The sequence below is a fragment of the Allocoleopsis sp. genome, assembly GCF_036703385.1.
In the GTDB taxonomy this organism is placed as follows: Bacteria; Cyanobacteriota; Cyanobacteriia; order Cyanobacteriales; family Coleofasciculaceae; genus Allocoleopsis.
On sequence record NZ_DATNPA010000196.1, the window covers coordinates 1 to 18,283 of the forward strand.

Sequence of the window (18,283 nt, forward strand, 5' to 3'; positions counted from 1 at the left end):
AAAGAATTCAGAAATTTTTAATATATCTTGACAAGAAATCAGTGTAACTGAGGATTATAGTATTAACAAGGTTGTAATGTCAACTGCCAACAGCCGATTAGAATGCTGTCCAGTCATAAAAAACAAAAAACATCTCAGCAAAAGAAAAAAAATGAAATACGAACAAAAAATACGAACAAAAACAGAACAAAAAGAAGAAAGTGTGAACGTTCTTTGGCGAGAACTGGAGGAAACCGAACAGGAACAAACCCGGGGTGGGGTGGACAGATTTGATCCGTTGGGACTGGTTGCAGACGGTGACCAGAGTGACAGAAGCTCCATAAGAAGCGCGATCGCTCGTTACACATAAAAGAACCCATTCTGTTTTCTTAGAAGAGCGATAGATTAAGACTGGCTTGTGTATTTCTTGTTTGGAAATTGGCGTACTTAACTGAGGGCTTATACAGATAATGGTCTTCCAGTCAATGCGTAAGTCCTATTTCTTTAACAGCTGAAGCGACCCTGTACCAGTAATCAACATAAAAGCCTATTCCTGCGGAGAACGCTGCGCGAACTGCTCCCTGCCTTTTGCTATACCTCAGCACCGAGGGGAACGGCAGTATGAACCAAGGTTAACAGAGGACCCGCTTGATCGGTGCCATTCACCGCTAAATCACTGTGGCATAGGTATACTCGCTCACCTGCACGAGCCAATAAATTGCGTACAATTCGTTCCAACCGCTCGTTATCCGCATTGACTTTATCCTCCTCTGTCCAGGGTTGTCCCGACCAGTCTTTGAGAAACAGGTGAGCTGCGAACAAGGTAGCTGCACCTCCACTCAGCCAGAGAGGGGAACCCGCATCGAGCCAGAAGTGCCAACGATGAGAACGGCGACTGGCACGGTATTGGAAGATGGTGGCTAGAGTTACGGCGTTGCTCGCGGCTGTTGGCAGGCGGCGCACCGGGTAGGGATTGGCGGTAACGGTACCCCGACGCAGCATTTGAATGAATTGGGCAATTGTTTGGGTTGAGGTGAGAAGGTTGGATGGGGTTGAAGGTTTAAGGTTGTTTGAGGTTGAAGGTTGAAGGTTTGAAGGTTGCAGGTTAGATGGGGTTGAAGGTTGCAGGTTGTTTGGGGTTGAAGGTTGCAGGTTAAAACTTTCAACATTCAACCTTCTAACTTTCAACTCTTGACGCAGGCGTCCGTCCACTTCCCAATAGTGTTGAGCGGTTTCCATGAGTTCTCGCAATGCCGCGATCGCATCATAGGGTAGATTACTTCCATTCCATAAAAATTTCTGAATCGCTCGGTCGAGAACCACAACACAGGATTGAATGAGGCGCTGTTGTTGTTGCGATCGCTGTACCTCCAACCACTCTACAATCTCCGAGTAAGCGGCGGTTGCCCGATGGCCCAATCTATCCCAGCGCATAAAGGACTCTACGGGTAGTAAGCGAGGGTGTTCGGGGTCGGGGGAATAGCAGTAATCGGCTAATAAACCCGCACGAACTGGATCGATTTGGGGAATGGGGAAGCGGGAAGAAGAAGCTGAGAGATTGGCTGGAGGATTCTCCTTGTCCCCTGCTTGTACCCAGTCTGCTGGCTTCTGACTCAGGACAACGAGCATTTCTGCGATCGCATCTCGGTCTACCAACCGTCCCAAACCGGGATAAACCAGTGCCAAAAGGGTTAGGAGTGCCCGAATCATTGGGGAACTGGTGAGGGGACGCTGGTCGTTTAAGGGTTCTACGGAGATGCCTTGCTTGGTGAGAATATCAGTGAGAACGTAACGTGCAATCTCATCCAAACCGGGTGCAATCACGACAATTTCTCCCGGCTGGACTTGCCCAGATTTTACGCTGTCAATGATCACCTTCGCTGTTTGCCGTAACAAAGCGGCACGGGATGTAGTTTGAATGGATTGCATCGATTCGGGTACACTTGCGATCGGGATGGGTTCGCTTACTAAGTGCACCACGTCCTCTGCAAACTCTGCCAAAGAGGCGACGGGTGTCTCGGTTAAGGTTTCTACCTGGCATCGTGCTGCCAAACCCTCAAGATAGTCGGGGTCAGCATTTAACCCTAGGCGTACCTTCCCATCAGGATTGTAGGTAAACGCTCCGATCGCTCCTTGGTCTAATAAGACATCAAACAAATCTCGTGCGATCGCGGGATAATCATCCACATCATCCGCCAGCACCGCCTGATATCGCTGCTGTAAATACTGCTGATACGTTGGGTTGGGCAATAGATGACGCCAATAAAGCTCACAGATAATTCCATACGTCAGGAATCCCCGTTCCAAACACCATTGCCGCCAGCCTAAAAGCATCTGTCCCACACTGTCCCAAACTTCCGGCGTTTCCTCTAGTTCTAGGATGCCCTGCTGGAGAATAGTAGAAACATCCTCAAGCGGCGTCCCACTCACAGCCGCTAACAACAACAAGTCCAAAAGGCGTCGAACTTTTGTATACTCATTGCTCCCCGGTAGGCTTTGACTCCATTGTTCTATTTCGTTTCGCCAGAGGCCAGTTGCCAACTCCTGCTCGGTTTCCGGACGCAATCGCACTGGGAACTGCCCCCTGAGATTTAACGGCTGAATTAACAGAGGCCAAAACAGCATCACCTCATCCTGAAAGAATCCTAAAGGCGTCTTGGAGCGGATAGGATACTTTCCCTGGATAGCCATTGTTAACTGTTCCGTCAAATCCCGCCGATTATCGTCATTAGCAGCAAAAACTAAGAGGGCTGGAGCCATTGTGCGATGCTGACGGCGGTTCGCTAAACTTGGTCTTGCTTCGCTAGCGCGATTATCGCGATGGGTCATTGGAGAAGCCAAGGGGAAAATTTGATTTGTCTCGCTTCGTCCCTGTTCAACCCATTGTCGAAACTGCCTGACAAGGCGAGTTGTCTTACCACTACGAGTTGACCCACTTATCCAAATTGAATCAGATTTCACAAGCTCTCCTTTAGGTTATTTGTTAAGATACTACTTACATTAGATATAAAAGTTAGTGTGGTTCAGCGTGTCAAAAAGCACCAATCATCTGAAGCATAAAGTGTAAAGTATGAAGTACAACTACGAAACACGTCTTGAGTAATCAAGCCCTAGTAAATAAGGTTTGTTGGTAGTTTTTGACTGGGTGGAAAATTTTCAAGTCCTCCAAAGCCGATAAATTACCAAATTCTTTCACCTTATGCTTCGGCCTACTTAGCTCAATTTTTTGAGCCTTTATACTTTCTGTAATCCTTCCTGTTGGGTAATCATCTTTTTTATGAGCTTTCAATCTATCTTCCGCACAGCCAATCAATGGTTCTTGAGTACCCCTGAAAGAGCTTTAGACCAGGCCTACAAAGCCGCCTTAATGATTAAGGCCATTGAAGATGAGCATTTTAAGGGCAAAAAAATATCGGCAAGTTCGGGTGAATATACGGATAGTGTAATTTCCTATTTTGAAGCCGATCTCAAGAAATATTTAAAAACCATCAAAGTCAGACTTGTAGAATTTAAAAGCAGTCGTTCTGTCTTTATCAATTCTGATTCCAAAAAGCTAGCCAATAATCGGAGTAATTTTACAGCCTCTTCTCAAAATTTTTCTCTGAATAATGAGCAGCAGTCGATTATTATTGAAAAACTAGACTTTATCGACAAAATAATCAAGAAATATTCTGCACCCGAACCTTTATCCAAATCTTTAGTCCCCTTCTCTCAAATTCAAGAAAGGCAAATTATTCAATCTGATATTAATCAGCCCCTGGACAATAGCCCTAAAAGTGAACCCAAATCTTTACAGAGAGGCGTCGTATCTAAAGATGGTGTAGTGACAGATATTGATTCAGTCACTGATAAAACGGGTGTGCTTCCTCGTTCCATTTTAAGAACTTTCAATAGGCTTCAGCAAGAGTTAGACCCAAAAGCCGAAGAAGAAGTTGTTAAGAACTTCCGGAATTCCAAGCTTAAAACTATAATATCATTAAAGTTCATTTTAACTTTAATTATTGTTCCTATCCTAACTCATCAAATAGCCAAAACTTTTGTGATCAGTCCCATTGTTGATCAATATAGAGAAAAGGCAAATATTTTTTTAAATGTCGAACTTCAAGAGGAAGCATTTAGTGAGTTAAAGCACTTTGAAGAAGACCTTAGATTCAGAAGCTTAATTGGTGTAATCGATAAAGTTACTCCAGAGGAGATGGAAGAACGAGTTAAGGAGAAAGCCAGTGAACTAGCAGAAGAGTTTCATGAGAAGAGCAGCAATGCCCTTAAAAATATTTTTGCCGATTTAGTATCAATCGCAGCTTTTGCATTGGTTATCGTTACCAGTAAGCAAGAGATTGTTATATTAAAATCTTTTATGGATGACCTTGTCTATGGGCTGAGCGATAGTGCTAAGGCTTTTATCATTATTCTGTTTACTGATATATTTGTGGGATTCCACTCACCTCACGGTTGGGAAGTTATCCTCAAGGGGATATCTCAACATCTGGGGTTACCAGAAAATCACGATTTTATATTCTTGTTTATTGCGACATTTCCAGTTATTTTGGATTCCGTATTTAAGTACTGGATTTTCCGCTACCTGAATCGAGTATCTCCTTCGGCTGTGGCGACTTATCGGAACATGAACGAATAATTGTTTAAGAAATTGGGGTTTGAGAATTGCACCTGGTAATACCAAGTTGCAGTCAAAGATAGCATAGCAAAAGGTAGAAGGCAGAAGATAAAAGATTGACGGGTCTTGGTTTCAGCAGGTGGCTCTGTCCTAATCGCCTTGGCGACTGCTATAGATAGGGGGACAAGGGAGAGAGAAAGTACTACGTCTGAAAGCAACTTTGTATAAAGCAGGAAATTTCCTATGAGCATCAGCTTCAACCGATTGCCATAACAAAAAGATGAAAAAAAGGGCAAATACAATAATTTGCCCTTTCTAACCTTCAGAAAAACTTGTTTAGGTGCTTTCTGAGTTAACAATCCAAGCTGTATACCGATTGTGGGTACAAGGCTTGTAAAATTTTTCTGGAAAAGCTTTTCCAGCTTATCCCTTTATTTTTGACCTGTAACCTCTTCTAAGCGCTCGCCTACGATTTCTTCAAATGACTCAGTTTGTGAATTTCCTGGGTTCTTCATCTTTTCAATGTCAGCGGCTCCTTGAACTTCGTTAAGGCGACCTTCATTGGATTTTTCTATGACTTTTTTAGCCGATAGAAGATCTTGATCTCCTTGTCTGATCGCAGTCTTTTGTGCTCCCTCTTCAATACCGAGAAGCTGATCCTCGCCCTTTGTAGCGTCATTGGACGGAGCGGATTGATCGGGGGCAAATGGATTGGGGAAGCTGTAGGCAGGTGTTGCATTAGAGAACAAAATCAAAGCGCAAGCACAGGCCGCTACAACAATGCGCACAGAACGCCACAGAGCAGACAGGCTAAAGCGTATAGATGTCATAAGTTCCTCCAAATTTCCTTGATTTATGTACAATTTAGGTGGTTTACCTGTTGAAAACGTTCAGATATCAAACTACACTTATCCATTTATACAAATTATTAATCCTAGCTCATCTATACGTAGGTAGATTAGCCGATATACATCTAGGCAGATTTGCCATTAAGTTGGTCAACTTTCATACAATTTATTTATGCCCCAGCTTGATTTACTCCAAATTTACTGATGGAATGAGAAGTTCTATCACGGGGAAGCAGGGAGTTATCAAGTTCGATTTTTGGAAATATCTGCGTATCTAAAACTCCGCCTATTGTTTTGCCAAAGGACTACTAATACTGATTTAAATTGACCTTACAACACATCAACTGTCTGTAGGGGCTCTCTTGCCATTCGCCCATAGCTACATCTGCCACTTTCTCCAATCAAATTGGTATAACGTTAAACGTCCCAAAAGTAAAGCCCAGCGTGGATTGAGCAATTTAACGGGGAAATAGCTGAGAACACCACTGGCTCTACTTTAATCAGGCTATTTCTGTAAGAAAAATTCGATTTGTGGGACTAATGGGTCTTGAACAATACCGACACCAGAGTAGCCCCACCGTTTTAGCAAGTTGTTAATCTGAGTGCCCGTAGCTGACTCCACAGTAAAGCGCTCCGCGACATCCACGGCATGAGCGTTGAGATAGCTAAGGGCATCAAAGTGTTCGCGAAACATTAACAGGTAAACTGTTCCAGTATCTTGAGTACCAGTATTCGGCTTGGCGACCAGATAGCGACCATCCGCTCTCGAAAGAATCAGGTAATAAATTTGGGAGAACATAGCCAAACAATTATGAAGTGTTAAGGATAAAGGGTGAAAACTAGGAGGTTCAGGTTATCGTTGTCACAAAATATGTGTTTCTCAACTTGGCTCTAATTCATACTTTATAGTTCACACTTTTTAGTCAGCTATTTAAGATTTTCCAAACGAATCCGGGGGTCTACAACTTTTAGCAGTAAGTCGGCTAACAAGTTTCCGACAATTAGCATCAAAGCCCCTACCATCAAACTTGCCATCACCAAATAAAGATCTAGATCCTTCACCGCCTGCAAAATCAAACGCCCTAAACCAGGCCAATTGAAGAAATATTCGGCAATAAAGGCACCGCTTAACAAGCTGGCAAACTCAAAACCCAGTAATGTTATCAGTGGATTGATGGCATTGCGGAGGGCATGGACGTAGATTACCCGGTTTTCGGGAAGTCCCTTAGCACGAGCGGTTTGGATGTAGTCTTGGCGCAGAACGTCGAGCATTTCTCCTCGGGTTATGCGCTGTAGACCGGCAAAGCTGGTGATCGAGAGGGCAATTGTGGGTAAAATTAGGTGCCAAGCGATATCCAAAACCTTGCCAATGAGTGATAAATCCGCGTGATCGATGCTGGTCATGCCCCCAACTGGGAATAAGGGGGTGGTGTATTGTGCCAAGATCAGTAGCACTAGCGCGGTGATGAAGCTGGGAAAGCCCTGACCGGTGTAGCTAATGACTTGTAGAAATCGGTCAAAAGTGCGGTTTTGGTGAACGGCAGCAACAATACCCAAGGGAATTGCGATCGCCCACGTCACGATAATCGATGCGATCGCCATCAGCAACGTTGCGGGTACTCGCTCCCACAATAAAGATGACACCGGTCGAAAATAGGCAAAACTCATGCCAAAGTCAAGGCGGGTAACCACTCCCCATAGCCAGCGCCAATACTGCACAATAGGGGGCTGATCCAGACCAAATTGCTTCTGATAAGCCTGGATGGTTTCCTGGGAAATTTTTGGATTATCCCTAAATCGATCCAGGAAATCCCCCGGTGCCAACTGAATAATCGCAAAACACAGGGCAGAGGCCAAAAGCAAGGTCAACACTGCCTGTAACAGCCGCTTTACCACATAGAGAAACGTTTCACTCGTAACGATTATTTTCAGTTGATTCCCAGCCGCCGCGAATCCATCCCGAACTGAAGAATCCCTCGAAGAAGAAGTCATCGAACGTCTATCCCTCTTGTCTCTTAAGGTTGAAAGTTAGTCAGTTGAAGGTTGGCAGGTTGGTCAGCTGACAGTTGGCAGGTTGACCAGTTGCCAGGTTGATGAGTTCTAACCTTCTAACCTTCAACCTTCTAACCTTCAACCTTCCAAACCCTTTACTCATACTCAATCAACGTCACCACGGGCGCATCAGGCAGTTGCTGACGCCCGCCCAAATCCCGTAGCTCGATGATAAACGCGAAGCCGACCAGTTCGCAGCCAATCTGTTGTAGTAGCCTAGCCGTAGCCCCTGCGGTTCCACCGGTAGCAATCAAATCATCGACAATCAAAACTCGACTGCCGGGATGAAAGGCATCTTGATGAACTTCCAGCTGATCCATGCCATACTCCAGCTCATACTCAACAGAATGCACAGCAGCGGGTAGCTTGCCTGGTTTGCGCACGGGAATAAAGCCAGCGTTAAGGTGGTAAGCCAAGGGCGGCCCAAAAATAAAGCCACGAGACTCCATGCCAACCACATAATCAGCCTCAAGACCCGCCTGTTGACATTTTTGGGTCAGTGTATCGAGCGTGTAGCGCAGTCCCTCCGGGTTGCGCAGTAGAGTGGTAATATCCCGAAATAAAATTCCAGGTTTGGGAAAATCCGGGATAGTGCGAACCAGAGACTTTAAATCCATCGGCAGATAAACTCACTTTGCTTGCAGTTTGACTCGATATCTATGGCATGATGGCAGCACAGCGCTCTCTTGAGAGGACTTACCATGTGCCCCCTGCTCGCATCCTACAATAGAAGGCTGGACGTTTTTAATAACTGCTAACACTTACGACCTAGTGTTTTACTGGAGAGTGCGCACAATTATTTTTATTATTCAGATATTCAGGTAAACCCCTTGAAGATAAGAAGTAGTAGATGTCACTGAAGTCCGAAATGCTTTTTCGGGTCGCTCCTCTGGGTTTGAATTTTACCCAAGCCGATTGGCGTTAAGTGATAGCCTCAAAGAGGAGAATCTTAACTCGAATTGGAGCAACACCCAAATCTGGGCACAAATGCCAATGTCAGAAGTCAGCTATTTTACAGGGATCAGCCTGCTTGACTAAAGAAGTATGAAGTATGAAATATGAATTTCTGGTATACGCTTTGCCCAAAAGTGGGCGAAATCTTCTGCAAAAGAAGGTTCATGCCGGACTGTATCCCGGTAGACTAACGCCCAAGAGTGGCTGCTTAGGCAGGTTTTCACCCTAGCCGACGCTTCGGCAAGGGCTAGCTCCTAGGGAGCCGCTTGTGCGCGATCGCACTGTGCTAGGCGCTAGGTACATGCTCCGCCCATGCTAATGCCCAACGGCTGGCTACGCCGAACAACCTTGAGTTGACATCGCTTTGACCAAAACCTTTATCCTCAATTGCTAGTTGGAATGAATCTTTCTGTGAGCGTAATGCCGACCAATAGTCCCCAGGATCAGACAAAGTCCTTGTTTTTAGATAATCTACCCGATCCACTGATCTCAGAGCGAGGGTGTCCGCCACGAACTCGGCAGCAGATAGACCTCATTCTACTTGCCATTGAAGCTCTGGAGCTGGGGGGTTCTGAAGCCATGTTGTTTGCCGCCAAGGAGCTGGAACTTCAGAACATCGTTAAAAATCGTGTGGCCCTCTGGCGTATGCGCTCTAGCAACCCCTTACGGCGCTCCTATACTCGTCGTCCCCTCCAGCTAGAGGAAGCAAAAGCTTTAGTAGTGATTGCCTCTCATCTGGCGCGAAGACTGACTGTGTTGATCCGGCAGTTGCTGCTGGCTTATCAACAACTCAACGAGAAGCAGGTGCCACTAGAAAACCATTTTCGCTTGTCTGAGTATCTAGAGCGGTTCAGGGCTCATTTTCGGAGTCGGATGAATCCACGGCGGGCGAAAGTAGCGGCCTACAACTCCGATGAAAAGTTGAATGAGCTGGCAATCTCGCTGTTGAGCCAGCTACTGTTTTGTACAGGAACCTCAGGAATGCAGCGATTTTGGTCCAGCCTCTTTGATGGAGAAGTAGCATGACCATTCGACGCCAATACAGCTTACCCAATTGCACTCTCGTCCTAGAAGGATTGAGCGACAATCCTCCCACGGGAGGGGGTCTAATGGATTCCCGCCCTTTAATGACCATCTTGGTTCATGCTGAATGCTATTTCTCAGGGGCAGAGCAATCCCTCAAAGGCGGACGTGACTTTTTTGAAAGCCTAGTGCGGTCTGTGAGTCGCTATGCTCAGGAGTTTTTAAGCCAGGTTCATCACCCAAAACTGCATGGGGATAAGCCTGAACTGGTGCAATTGCAGAAACTGCCGGACAAAAATTTGCATCGGTTAATCCTTTTTGCCACGGCTGAGGCTATCCCAGCTCACTCTGGGGGAGGGATGCCACCCTCACCGTTTGCGGGAATGGCTCAAGGGATAGCAGGTCAGTTCACGTTGACGACGGTACAGCTGTTTGACTTGGTTGAGGCCATTGACCAGTTTCTCGCGGATGGGCGAACGCTACCCGACCTAAAGGTGTCGTTAGAGCCACTGTCCAGGCGTCATCGCAAAGCGGACGAACCCATGTCCCAGCGAGCCGCCCCAGCCGCACTGGGAATAACGGGTTTGGCGCTATCCGCGATCGCATTTTTCCTTGTGCCCATCCCTCGCGAACCCAAACCCCCAACACCCCAGCCCAACGCCAGTAAGACGACCTCTCCAAGCCCAAGCCCTGGAGGCTCTCCCTCTCCCTCTGCCTCTTCGTCGCCAACCGCGACCGCTAAACCCACACCTCCTTCGGCCTCTGATTTGGAGAAGCTTCTCTCCTCCAATCCAGAGATTACTGATGCAACTCAGCTGCGCTTTTTGCAACGGCGGCTTTACAAGAAAGTCGATGAAACTTGGAAGAACCGGGGCCAGTTGGAGCAGAGTCTAGAATATCGTGTCAGTCTGGGTAAAGATGGCTCAATGCTCGGCTACCAACCCGTCGGCTCAACACCTGCTGAAGCGGCAAAGCAAACACCCCTCCTTGATTTGCTCTACATCCCCGCTACAGGCAGTACTCCCAACAACGAACCCATTGCTCAGTTCCGGGTCGTGTTTAACAAAAGAGGCATCCTGCAAATCAGCCCTTGGCGTGGGTATTCGGGTAAACCTTCCTTAGGCCCACAAATTACGGATTCAGCCGTGGTGACGCGCTTGAAAGAGCAAGTCTACAAGCAAATTCGCGAAAACTGGAATACAACCCCGACCTTTCCCAAGAGTTTAGTTTACCGAGTTGCTGTTACAGAAGAGGGTACGATTACCGACTATGAGGAAAAGAATCAACCCGCTTCAGATTACGTTGCTCAAACTCCTCTTGAGAAATTGATCAACCCGGAGGCGGCTGGTTTGGGAACCAAGGAGACAGTACCTCAAAAACCTCTCGCTCAGTTTCGGGTCGTGTTTAAGCCGAGTGGAGTTCTGGAAGTCAGCCCTTATTAGGACTGCGAGATGAGAAGAGGGGGGAGAGGGAGAGCATGGCTCAACTTTCTCTCTCCCTAGGATGAGCAAAAATCCTTCTATTGGATGACCAAGGAGCAAGATATTATGCGTCTTACCGATGAGTCAGAAGAAACTCCTTTCCTGATCAACCTCGTGTCGATGATTGATGTCCTCTTCTGCATCCTCGCTTTTTTCATCATTTCCTCGATGTATTTAACCCGTTCAGAAGGGCTGCCAGTCAATTTACCCAAAGCCGCAACGGCAGAAACTCAGCGCACGGCTCAAATTAATGTAACAATTCAGGCTAATGGCGCGATCGCCCTGAACCGTCAGCCGATAACCTTAAACGCACTTGAAGGCGCGGTGCGCTCTCAAGTTGGCTCGACTTCCCAATCTCTGGTCATTATCAATGCTGATACTGACGCTTCTCATGGTCGAGTGGTCAGTGTGATGGATCGCTTGCGCCAAATTCAGGGGGTAAAATTAGCGATCGCGGTCCAAAAACCCTCGTGAGCTGTTACGAATACTACAAGGTGAGCCGTTGCAATAAAGTGCTTGGGATGGATGAACTTTGTTGCCATATACGGGTTGAACAGTCTTCCGTCGCGCATTCCCCTTCCTAGAAGAGCAGGGAGGGGTGAGCGACGGTCAGCCCAGTTGCGGTGCATCCTGAGACTGGATATAAGTTTTGAGAACTTCTAACGGGGCACCACCCGCAGAAATGATGCAGTAAGCCTGAGTCCAGAATACGGGTTTGCTGTAGAACTGATTGACGTGGTCAGCAAACTGTTGACGGATTAGCTTACTCGACACAGCTTTAAGGTTATTAATCAGCTTCGATAAGGTCACATTCGGCGGGTAACTGATTAATAGATGTACATGGTCAGCTTCTCCACTAAATTCCACCAGTTCACACTCCTTGACAGTGCAAAGCCGATTAAAGATGCTTTGCAGCTCTTGGAGAATATCGGCGTCAATCACTTTACTTCGATACTTAGTAACAAACACAATATGGGCATGTAGGTTATAAACGCAGTGGGCGCGAGACTTTAGCTTGGTTAACTTCATCTAAAACTTAATGATAAACTCAAGTAATGAGTATAACCCGTCGCCTTACTTACCGCTTGTACCCAAGTCGCTGCCAAGATGCCAAACTGCATTACTGGCGGCGTCTTCATGCCAGCTTGTACAATGCGGCGGTATACAACCGGAAGACCCAGTACCAGAAGTTTGGTCACTCGGTTAACTACCTCGAACAGCAAAACTCGCTTCCCGACTTCAAAAAAGTCTGGCCTGAGTACAAGGAGCTGGGGAGTCACGCTTTGCAAGCAACCCTAAAAAGGGTCGATTTCGCCTTTACCCGCTTTTTCAAAGGCTTAGGCGGCTATCCCAAATTCAAGGTATCTCGACGCTATAGCGGCTGGACTTACCCTTGTGGGGCTGGTTGGCAAGTTGAAACCAAGGGGCAAAACGGGCATCTTACCCTCTCAAATCTAGGAAGGATACAGATGCGAGGGAAGGCGAGAACCTGGGGTAAGCCAACGACTTGCACGATATTTTTCCGCAATGGGTGTTGGTATGCCTCCATCACGGTTCAATGCCAGCCCCAACGTCAAACAGGTACAGGTTCTATCGGTATCGACCTGGGTTGTAAGGAAGCGATAACCCTTTCCACTGGGGAGAAAATCAGTAAACCTGACTTCCTTAAAGTAGGTCAGCGCCAAGTTAAGGCAGCGTCGAAGTCATTACGACGCAAGCGTTCGCCCAATAGGAACAAGCGAATCAAAGCTTCCCGTCGATGGAAAAAAGAACGCACGAAGGTTTCTAAGTTACAGCGTAAAGTTACTCGTCAGCGTGAGGATTGGTTGCATAAAACCACCAGCAGTATAGTTAGCGGTAATAGCCTAATTGCAGGTGAGCTTCTTCACGTCAAGGGTATGACGAGTAAGGCGAAAAAGGGCACGAACAAGAAGCAAAAGGCTGGACTTAACCGCTCAATTCTTGAGGTTGGGTTTGGGATTATTGGCGGACTTCTTGAGTACAAGTCTGCCGAAGCTGGTGGCTTTTATTTAGAGTCTCCAACCCGGACACTTAAGCCTACTCAGCGCTGTGCAAAATGCTGGGAATTAACACCCAAAACCTTGAGTGACCGAGTTCATATCTGCTCGAATCCCAACTGCGGTCATACAGAAGACCGAGATGTCAATGCCGCTCAAGTCAATGAGATTTGGGCAAGGGGTGAGGAACTCGCCTCTTTAGACGCCGAGTCGCCTAGCTCTACCGCCTGCGGAAGTATGCGGCAACTAGGGGCGAAGAAGCGTCAGAAACTCGCCCCCTAGCGTAGCAGGTCGCCAGTAGTTCATTTCGTCTGTACTCAGCTACGCACCACAGCTTGGCTGATAGACTAAAAATCCAGCAATCACATCAAGGAGAGCTTCTGGCTCATCCGCACGAATTGAGTGTCCACTATTCTCAAAGATTCTGAGGTCAGCATTAGGAATGGCTTTAGCAATCTCCTCAGAAAATTCCGGAGCACAAATCCAGTCATGCCGCCCTCCGATCACGAGAGTGGGTGCAGTAATTTTATGTAAGTCGTCAAGGACGTTGTAATCGCGCAGGAAGCCAGCAAAGGCGACGTTGATCGCATCAACCGAGAGGATAGCCCGATTCCAAGAAGAAGAGCTTTTTGCCGGGTCATGGGTGAGGGAATACATGGGCCCCATCACTTGAAAATACTCGTGTAACTGCTCCTCATTCTCAAACGCACCATCCCACAGTTTTGCAGTAATTGCTTTTTGTTCATCAGTTCCTCGTTCTGCCAGAATCTCCTGAGCTCGCTGCAAAAAGCGTGAACTAGCCGTCGTGGCGATCACAATCAAATGCGAGACATTTTGGGGATAGCGTACCGCGTAAGAAAGAGCAACCATACCGCCGTAGGACGAACCAATCAAAACGATTTTGTCTAAACCCAAGTGCTGGCGTAGAGCTTCCATATCCTCGACATTATTGTCCAGAGTATAGGTTTCTTTAGGGCCACGCGCTGATCGCCCTTGACCCCGATGATCAAAATAGACCAATTGCAGCTTACGGCTGAGGGGAGAGAACGAGGGTTTATAAGACGTGTGGTCGGCACCTGGTCCCCCGTGAATGACAAAAGCGATCGGCTTTTCGCGCATCCTTGGCCCATCCACCACTAAAGAAGACCCTTCAACATCAAAGTAGATTTCTGTATCCCGAATTTTGGCTCGCATTCTTGACTCTTACTGTAGATACACCATGTTTTAATTACTTCCCAAAAGGCTTCCTAATCCTCGTCGTTCACATCGCTCTATTAATAGGGCTTTTGTCCCTGAAAATTTCCAGGAGGATTGTATTGACAAACCAAGTAATCCATCTGAGTACCTTTAGCTAGACCACAGCCCACCTCAGTTGTATTTTTCCAGATTATTTGGGTGTAGTGACCACATTTTTGCCAACCCCCTTTACAGGTATTGGGGAAAGCGCTATTGGCGATAAAATACTGCTTTTCACTTCCCCAAGCATCAACCATTTGGGTCTGTGAGTAACGCCCCTTACTACCTGCCCAGATATTTTCCCCATAATTTCCAGAGCTATGTTGTAATTGACTTCTAGAGGCAAGTTGCTTGGCCCATTTCTGAGCAGAACTTGCCAAGCTATCAGACCATTTCAGACCGGGAACACCTACCTGTTGTCGATATTTATTGTGAGCTGCCAAAATCAGATTTCTGTTAACGCTTTGTGCCACCAGCATGGGTGGATTGGAAATCGTCTGAGTTGGGTTTGGCGAAGGTGTGAATGCCGCTTTGGTTAAACCAGAACTGATAGCAACCAACCCTAAACTCATTGCAGCGGCTACCACCACAGAAATTTGCTTGTACCGTTTATGCCTAATGGATAACTCAGTATTAGCGATATTTTTAGGGTATTTTGAGTTGTTAATGGATGTCATTTATTTATAATCCTCAGCTTCCAAGCTAATTTTCGGGGCGTGACAGTAATCGATATTGGACTTTCACTAATTGCTCAGAGTCAGTAGATGACGCACCAGCCGAAACTTCAACATTCCTGACGCCGACATGGGATGGAACTTGGTTGCGAGAATTTGGAGACGATTTATGACTGCCGAGCTCTATTTTTTCACCAAACACCGTAATGGATTGAGGTTGAGTAGCAGGCTCAGTGCGATTGGGTAATAAAATAGGTGCGGATTCAGGAATCGATGCCGCTTCAGAAGTGTCAGGTAAAAGGGTAGGGAAATCGTGTGAGACACTTCGGTTTTCCAGCCCTCGGAGAGATGCACCTGAGCGCGTAGTGAAACCCTTTGCGGGTTGAGATTGAACTCTTGGTTTGGCGTAGGCTGTTGATGTCAATCCAGTGACTACTGCTCCGGCAACAAGGGCTGCGATGATTCCACGAAACATTAGCTTACTCCTACGTTTTGAGCTGCTGTTTACGATTAGGTGAATGGGTTCAAATCGGCATGGGACGCACCCTGAAGTCTATTGCAGAGTAAATTCATTAGACTTCCCGAAGTTGATCAGTCGGGAGTGTCAATCCGAGTATAGTTTGTGGGCAAACCAGACTCCCATAACTTGCATATTTTCGTAAGATTACCGTTTTAGTGATGACGGGGCTGTCAAAATGGGGACGGCTTTCAGATGCGATCGCGCTAGGCAGATAGCTAGGAGTTGGCGGTTCTTACTTGTTTCGCCCTGAATGCTCTCTTCGATTAACTGACGGCAGTGGGTTCGGAATTTGTCACCAAACTGCGGATGGTTCCTTCCAGGTTGGCGTTCTCCAATTTAGCGTCTGTCATATCAGTTTTGGCTAAATTAGCGTCACTGAAATCGGCATTAGATAAGTTAGCCCCATTTAACTTGGCATGTGCCAGGTTGGCTCGATACAACCGGGCTCCATTTAAGTTAGCACCGCTGAGATTGGCTTCAATTAGGTTAGCACCGCTGAGGTTGGCACCAATCAGGTTGGCACCACTCAGGTTGGCACCAATCAAGTTAGAAATACTCAGATTGGCACCGTTTAAGTTGGTTTCGCTGAGATTGGCTCTAATCAGAATGGCACCAATTAGGTTGGCAGCGCCTAATGTTGCCTCATGCATATTGGCACCACTCAGTTCAGCACCACTCAGGTTGGCTCCCACTAGATTGACGTTACTTAAGATGGCAACACCGAGTTTGGCACCAATCAAGTTGGCATCGCTCAAATCCGCATCCCTTAAGTTGGCATCAGTGAGACTGGCACCAATTAGGTCAGCACTACTGAGGTTGGCACCACTCAGGTTGGCTTCTCGTAGGTCAGCTTCACTGAGGTTAGCACCACTGAGGTCTGCACCAGGCAGGTCGGCATCACGAAAGTCTCTTTCTCCTGCTGCATAACGTGACAAAATTTCGTTAGCATCCATAGGTTGATTCCTGATTTTGAAAACTCAGTTGTAGCAAAATTTTTCTGGGTCTTCTGAGTCTTTGTTTGATGACTAGGCTAAAGTTAGTTGGATTCAAGCCATGAATAGAACCCTGGAAGAGTAAATTTTTATCACTGGGTTATAGTTAACGCTACGCCTGAGTCAAAATCTCCAGAAATTCTTGCACAACGATGTCTGGTTCTTCCCAGCATCGCGCCGCCTCGTAATGCTCAACAATACTGATGTGAGGAACTTTAAACAGACGAAGTTCTTGTGGAGCACCACTGCTGCTGCGATCGCCTTTTAATGAAGTGCTAACAAGGTTAGGCGTATCGGTTGCACAAACACTGATGCGTTCAGGCTCATACAGGGTACATACAGGTGGCTCAACTGGCTCCCCATTGACTTCCAGAATACCCCACTTACTTTCGTAAAAAACCAGAAAGTCAATTTCCTTACTATCGATGTTTTTAGATCCGTGAATGCGAGTCCAGCCATTCAAGTAAAACAGAACACCAGCACGGTCAAACGCTTCCGCAATTTTCAGTTCAGTTTTTGAGTGAAAGTAATGACCATTCCATTCGTAAGGAGCTGTCTGTTCTACATTGCTGATATTAAGACTTACCCCCACACTCAGAATTGTTCCTTCCAAATTGGTGTGTTCTAGATCGGCCTGGGTCAAGATAGTTCCCGCCAAATTAGAGTCACTTAAGTCCGCGTGAGACAAGTCGGCATCCCTTAAATTGACGTAAGCAAGATTAGAACGGCTTAATTTAGCGCTTTGTAAATTGGCTCCTTCCAGGTTGGCTTCAATCAGGTTGGCACCCCCTAGGTTCGCTCCACTCAGGTCGGCACCACTCAGATCAGCACCAATCATGTTGGTAACACTCAAGTTAGCTCTCTGTAGGTTAGCTCTACTTAATCTGGCCTTAATCAAATTGGCTCCACTAATGTAGGCAGCACTCAAGTTGCTACAAGTTAGATCAGCACAACTCAGCTCAGCACCACTTAGGTTGGCACCACTTAGGTCAGCATCCCGTAGGTTGGCAACACCGAGCTTGGCACCAATCAGATTCGCATCATGCAGGTTAGCGTCCCGCAGGTCAGCCGCACTCAGACTGGCAACAATCAAGTCGGCACCCCTCAAATTAGCCCCAATCAAGTCGGCATCCCGTAAGTCCGCATCACTGAGATCGGTATCACTCAGATTGGCATCACTCAGGTCAACCCCCCGCAGGTCAACCCCCCGTAGGTCGGCACCATGCAGGTCGGCACCACGCAGACATCTTTCTCCTGCTGCATAACGTTCCAGCAGTTCCTCGGCATTCATAGGTATGTTTTGTTGTTTGAGAACTCAGCTGCAAAAAGATTTTTTTAAGCTAATCCAAGACTATGTTAGGGTCAATTACGAATTACGAATTATCAATTACGAATTGGAGCGCAGCGATGTGATTTCTGAATCACTACTCCCTACTCCCCCTATCGACGACTCCCGACTCCAAGCTCACAGGAAATATGCAATGTTTTACGCGCCACAGCTTATCAATGTCTAAACCGTTGCGTTAGCGTAACCCACTTTAAGTCTCGGTAGAGTGTGCAGCGCTTGCGGAGCATAGGCGTAAGGCAGGTAGCTCAGGCAGGATGTCAAAGCAACATGGTGTAGATTTTTGGGCAAACTTTCAGGAATTACCGAGAAACACCTTGTAGAAAGAATTAACAACGTGGTTTTGCTAGAGCTTGTCAGACCTATAGTCAGCGTTAGACTCAAGTTTCTAGGATTTCCTCCCTTCTTTCCTATCGGTGGTTCTGCAAGTTTTGCAACCGCCGTTTTTTTATTTGGAAAGGGATTTGGGGCTGGAGATGGGTAAAGAAAAGGGGCGCAAGTGTTGACACTCTCCGGGCTGAAGCCACGGAGATTCTTTCTTCAACC

Annotated in this window: 17 protein-coding genes; 6 read left to right on the plus strand and 11 right to left on the minus strand. The window is 46.8% G+C overall.

The window, feature by feature from the left end:
* Positions 1-76: 76 nt before the first annotated feature.
* Positions 77-349, plus strand: coding sequence for a hypothetical protein (locus tag V6C93_RS09880; protein ID WP_333476487.1), 273 nt, complete (start codon positions 77-79; stop codon positions 347-349).
* 221 nt (positions 350-570) lie between these two features.
* Here V6C93_RS09880 and V6C93_RS09885 read toward each other — a convergent pair whose 3' ends face one another.
* Positions 571-2,940, minus strand: a complete 2,370-nt coding sequence (locus V6C93_RS09885; protein ID WP_333476488.1) for a recombinase family protein — start codon at positions 2,938-2,940, stop codon at positions 571-573.
* 316 nt (positions 2,941-3,256) lie between these two features.
* Here V6C93_RS09885 and V6C93_RS09890 point away from each other — a divergent pair, with 316 nt between their 5' ends.
* Positions 3,257-4,615: a proton extrusion protein PcxA gene (locus tag V6C93_RS09890; protein WP_333476489.1), complete on the plus strand. Its 1,359-nt coding sequence runs from the start codon at positions 3,257-3,259 to the stop codon at positions 4,613-4,615.
* Positions 4,616-5,025: 410 nt separating this feature from the next.
* Here the strand turns inward: V6C93_RS09890 and V6C93_RS09895 are convergent, their stop codons facing one another.
* The 4 genes from V6C93_RS09895 to V6C93_RS09910 all read right to left on the minus strand — a co-directional run bounded on the left by V6C93_RS09895 (position 5,026) and on the right by V6C93_RS09910 (position 8,111).
* Positions 5,026-5,436: a hypothetical protein gene (locus V6C93_RS09895; protein WP_333476490.1), complete on the minus strand. Its 411-nt coding sequence runs from the start codon at positions 5,434-5,436 to the stop codon at positions 5,026-5,028.
* A gap of 511 nt (positions 5,437-5,947) precedes the next feature.
* A complete protein-coding gene (locus V6C93_RS09900) occupies positions 5,948-6,241 on the minus strand; it encodes a hypothetical protein (protein ID WP_333476491.1) in 294 nt (97 codons plus the stop codon).
* Positions 6,242-6,369: 128 nt separating this feature from the next.
* Positions 6,370-7,434 carry an ABC transporter permease gene (locus V6C93_RS09905; RefSeq protein WP_333476492.1) on the minus strand — a complete coding sequence of 355 codons (1,065 nt, stop codon included), beginning with the start codon at positions 7,432-7,434 and terminating at the stop codon, positions 6,370-6,372.
* A 155-nt stretch (positions 7,435-7,589) separates the two neighbouring features.
* On the minus strand, positions 7,590-8,111 hold the full coding sequence (locus V6C93_RS09910; RefSeq protein ID WP_333476493.1) for an adenine phosphoribosyltransferase: 522 nt from the start codon (positions 8,109-8,111) through the stop codon (positions 7,590-7,592).
* 736 nt (positions 8,112-8,847) lie between these two features.
* Between V6C93_RS09910 and V6C93_RS09915 the strand changes: the two genes are divergently transcribed.
* The 3 genes from V6C93_RS09915 (at position 8,848) to V6C93_RS09925 (ending at position 11,426) form a co-directional block, all read left to right on the plus strand.
* Positions 8,848-9,474, plus strand: a complete 627-nt coding sequence (locus tag V6C93_RS09915) for a DUF3038 domain-containing protein (protein ID WP_349262667.1) — start codon at positions 8,848-8,850, stop codon at positions 9,472-9,474.
* Positions 9,471-10,913 (plus strand): DUF4335 domain-containing protein, encoded by a 1,443-nt coding sequence (locus V6C93_RS09920; protein ID WP_333476495.1) that lies wholly within the window; start codon positions 9,471-9,473, stop codon positions 10,911-10,913. The genes V6C93_RS09915 and V6C93_RS09920 overlap by 4 nt, the downstream gene beginning before the upstream one ends.
* A gap of 105 nt (positions 10,914-11,018) precedes the next feature.
* The gene (locus tag V6C93_RS09925) at positions 11,019-11,426 is read left to right on the plus strand and encodes a biopolymer transporter ExbD (RefSeq protein WP_349262668.1); all 408 of its coding nucleotides are present in this window, start codon (positions 11,019-11,021) and stop codon (positions 11,424-11,426) included.
* Positions 11,427-11,561: 135 nt separating this feature from the next.
* Here V6C93_RS09925 and tnpA read toward each other — a convergent pair whose 3' ends face one another.
* On the minus strand, positions 11,562-11,981 hold the full coding sequence (gene tnpA, locus V6C93_RS09930) for an IS200/IS605 family transposase (protein ID WP_333476497.1): 420 nt from the start codon (positions 11,979-11,981) through the stop codon (positions 11,562-11,564).
* Positions 11,982-12,007: 26 nt separating this feature from the next.
* Here tnpA and V6C93_RS09935 point away from each other — a divergent pair, with 26 nt between their 5' ends.
* A complete protein-coding gene (locus V6C93_RS09935) occupies positions 12,008-13,252 on the plus strand; it encodes a transposase (RefSeq protein WP_333476498.1) in 1,245 nt (414 codons plus the stop codon).
* 39 nt (positions 13,253-13,291) lie between these two features.
* Here the strand turns inward: V6C93_RS09935 and V6C93_RS09940 are convergent, their stop codons facing one another.
* From V6C93_RS09940 to V6C93_RS09960, 5 genes are all read right to left on the minus strand, one after another.
* Positions 13,292-14,164, minus strand: a complete 873-nt coding sequence (locus V6C93_RS09940; protein WP_333476499.1) for an alpha/beta fold hydrolase — start codon at positions 14,162-14,164, stop codon at positions 13,292-13,294.
* A gap of 80 nt (positions 14,165-14,244) precedes the next feature.
* Positions 14,245-14,883: a CAP domain-containing protein gene (locus V6C93_RS09945; RefSeq protein ID WP_333476500.1), complete on the minus strand. Its 639-nt coding sequence runs from the start codon at positions 14,881-14,883 to the stop codon at positions 14,245-14,247.
* 25 nt (positions 14,884-14,908) lie between these two features.
* Positions 14,909-15,355, minus strand: coding sequence for a hypothetical protein (locus tag V6C93_RS09950; protein WP_333476501.1), 447 nt, complete (start codon positions 15,353-15,355; stop codon positions 14,909-14,911).
* A 308-nt stretch (positions 15,356-15,663) separates the two neighbouring features.
* The gene (locus V6C93_RS09955) at positions 15,664-16,353 is read right to left on the minus strand and encodes a pentapeptide repeat-containing protein (RefSeq protein ID WP_333476502.1); all 690 of its coding nucleotides are present in this window, start codon (positions 16,351-16,353) and stop codon (positions 15,664-15,666) included.
* A 151-nt stretch (positions 16,354-16,504) separates the two neighbouring features.
* Positions 16,505-17,683 (minus strand): pentapeptide repeat-containing protein, encoded by a 1,179-nt coding sequence (locus tag V6C93_RS09960; RefSeq protein WP_333476503.1) that lies wholly within the window; start codon positions 17,681-17,683, stop codon positions 16,505-16,507.
* Positions 17,684-18,283 lie beyond the last annotated feature (600 nt).

Excerpts from the sequence above, each read along its gene's own strand:
- V6C93_RS09880 (WP_333476487.1), top strand. The coding sequence starts at position 77 with ATGTCAACTGCCAACAGCCGATTAGAATGCTGTCCAGTCATAAAAAAC.
- V6C93_RS09890 (WP_333476489.1), top strand. The coding sequence starts at position 3,257 with ATGAGCTTTCAATCTATCTTCCGCACAGCCAATCAATGGTTCTTGAGT.
- V6C93_RS09900 (WP_333476491.1), bottom strand. The coding sequence starts at position 6,241 with ATGTTCTCCCAAATTTATTACCTGATTCTTTCGAGAGCGGATGGTCGC.
- V6C93_RS09905 (WP_333476492.1), bottom strand. The coding sequence starts at position 7,434 with ATGACTTCTTCTTCGAGGGATTCTTCAGTTCGGGATGGATTCGCGGCG.
- V6C93_RS09910 (WP_333476493.1), bottom strand. The coding sequence starts at position 8,111 with ATGGATTTAAAGTCTCTGGTTCGCACTATCCCGGATTTTCCCAAACCT.
- V6C93_RS09915 (WP_349262667.1), top strand. The coding sequence starts at position 8,848 with ATGAATCTTTCTGTGAGCGTAATGCCGACCAATAGTCCCCAGGATCAG.
- V6C93_RS09920 (WP_333476495.1), top strand. The coding sequence starts at position 9,471 with ATGACCATTCGACGCCAATACAGCTTACCCAATTGCACTCTCGTCCTA.
- V6C93_RS09925 (WP_349262668.1), top strand. The coding sequence starts at position 11,019 with ATGCGTCTTACCGATGAGTCAGAAGAAACTCCTTTCCTGATCAACCTC.
- tnpA (WP_333476497.1), bottom strand. The coding sequence starts at position 11,981 with ATGAAGTTAACCAAGCTAAAGTCTCGCGCCCACTGCGTTTATAACCTA.
- V6C93_RS09935 (WP_333476498.1), top strand. The coding sequence starts at position 12,008 with ATGAGTATAACCCGTCGCCTTACTTACCGCTTGTACCCAAGTCGCTGC.
- V6C93_RS09940 (WP_333476499.1), bottom strand. The coding sequence starts at position 14,164 with ATGCGAGCCAAAATTCGGGATACAGAAATCTACTTTGATGTTGAAGGG.
- V6C93_RS09945 (WP_333476500.1), bottom strand. The coding sequence starts at position 14,883 with ATGACATCCATTAACAACTCAAAATACCCTAAAAATATCGCTAATACT.
- V6C93_RS09950 (WP_333476501.1), bottom strand. The coding sequence starts at position 15,355 with ATGTTTCGTGGAATCATCGCAGCCCTTGTTGCCGGAGCAGTAGTCACT.
- V6C93_RS09955 (WP_333476502.1), bottom strand. The coding sequence starts at position 16,353 with ATGGATGCTAACGAAATTTTGTCACGTTATGCAGCAGGAGAAAGAGAC.
- V6C93_RS09960 (WP_333476503.1), bottom strand. The coding sequence starts at position 17,683 with ATGAATGCCGAGGAACTGCTGGAACGTTATGCAGCAGGAGAAAGATGT.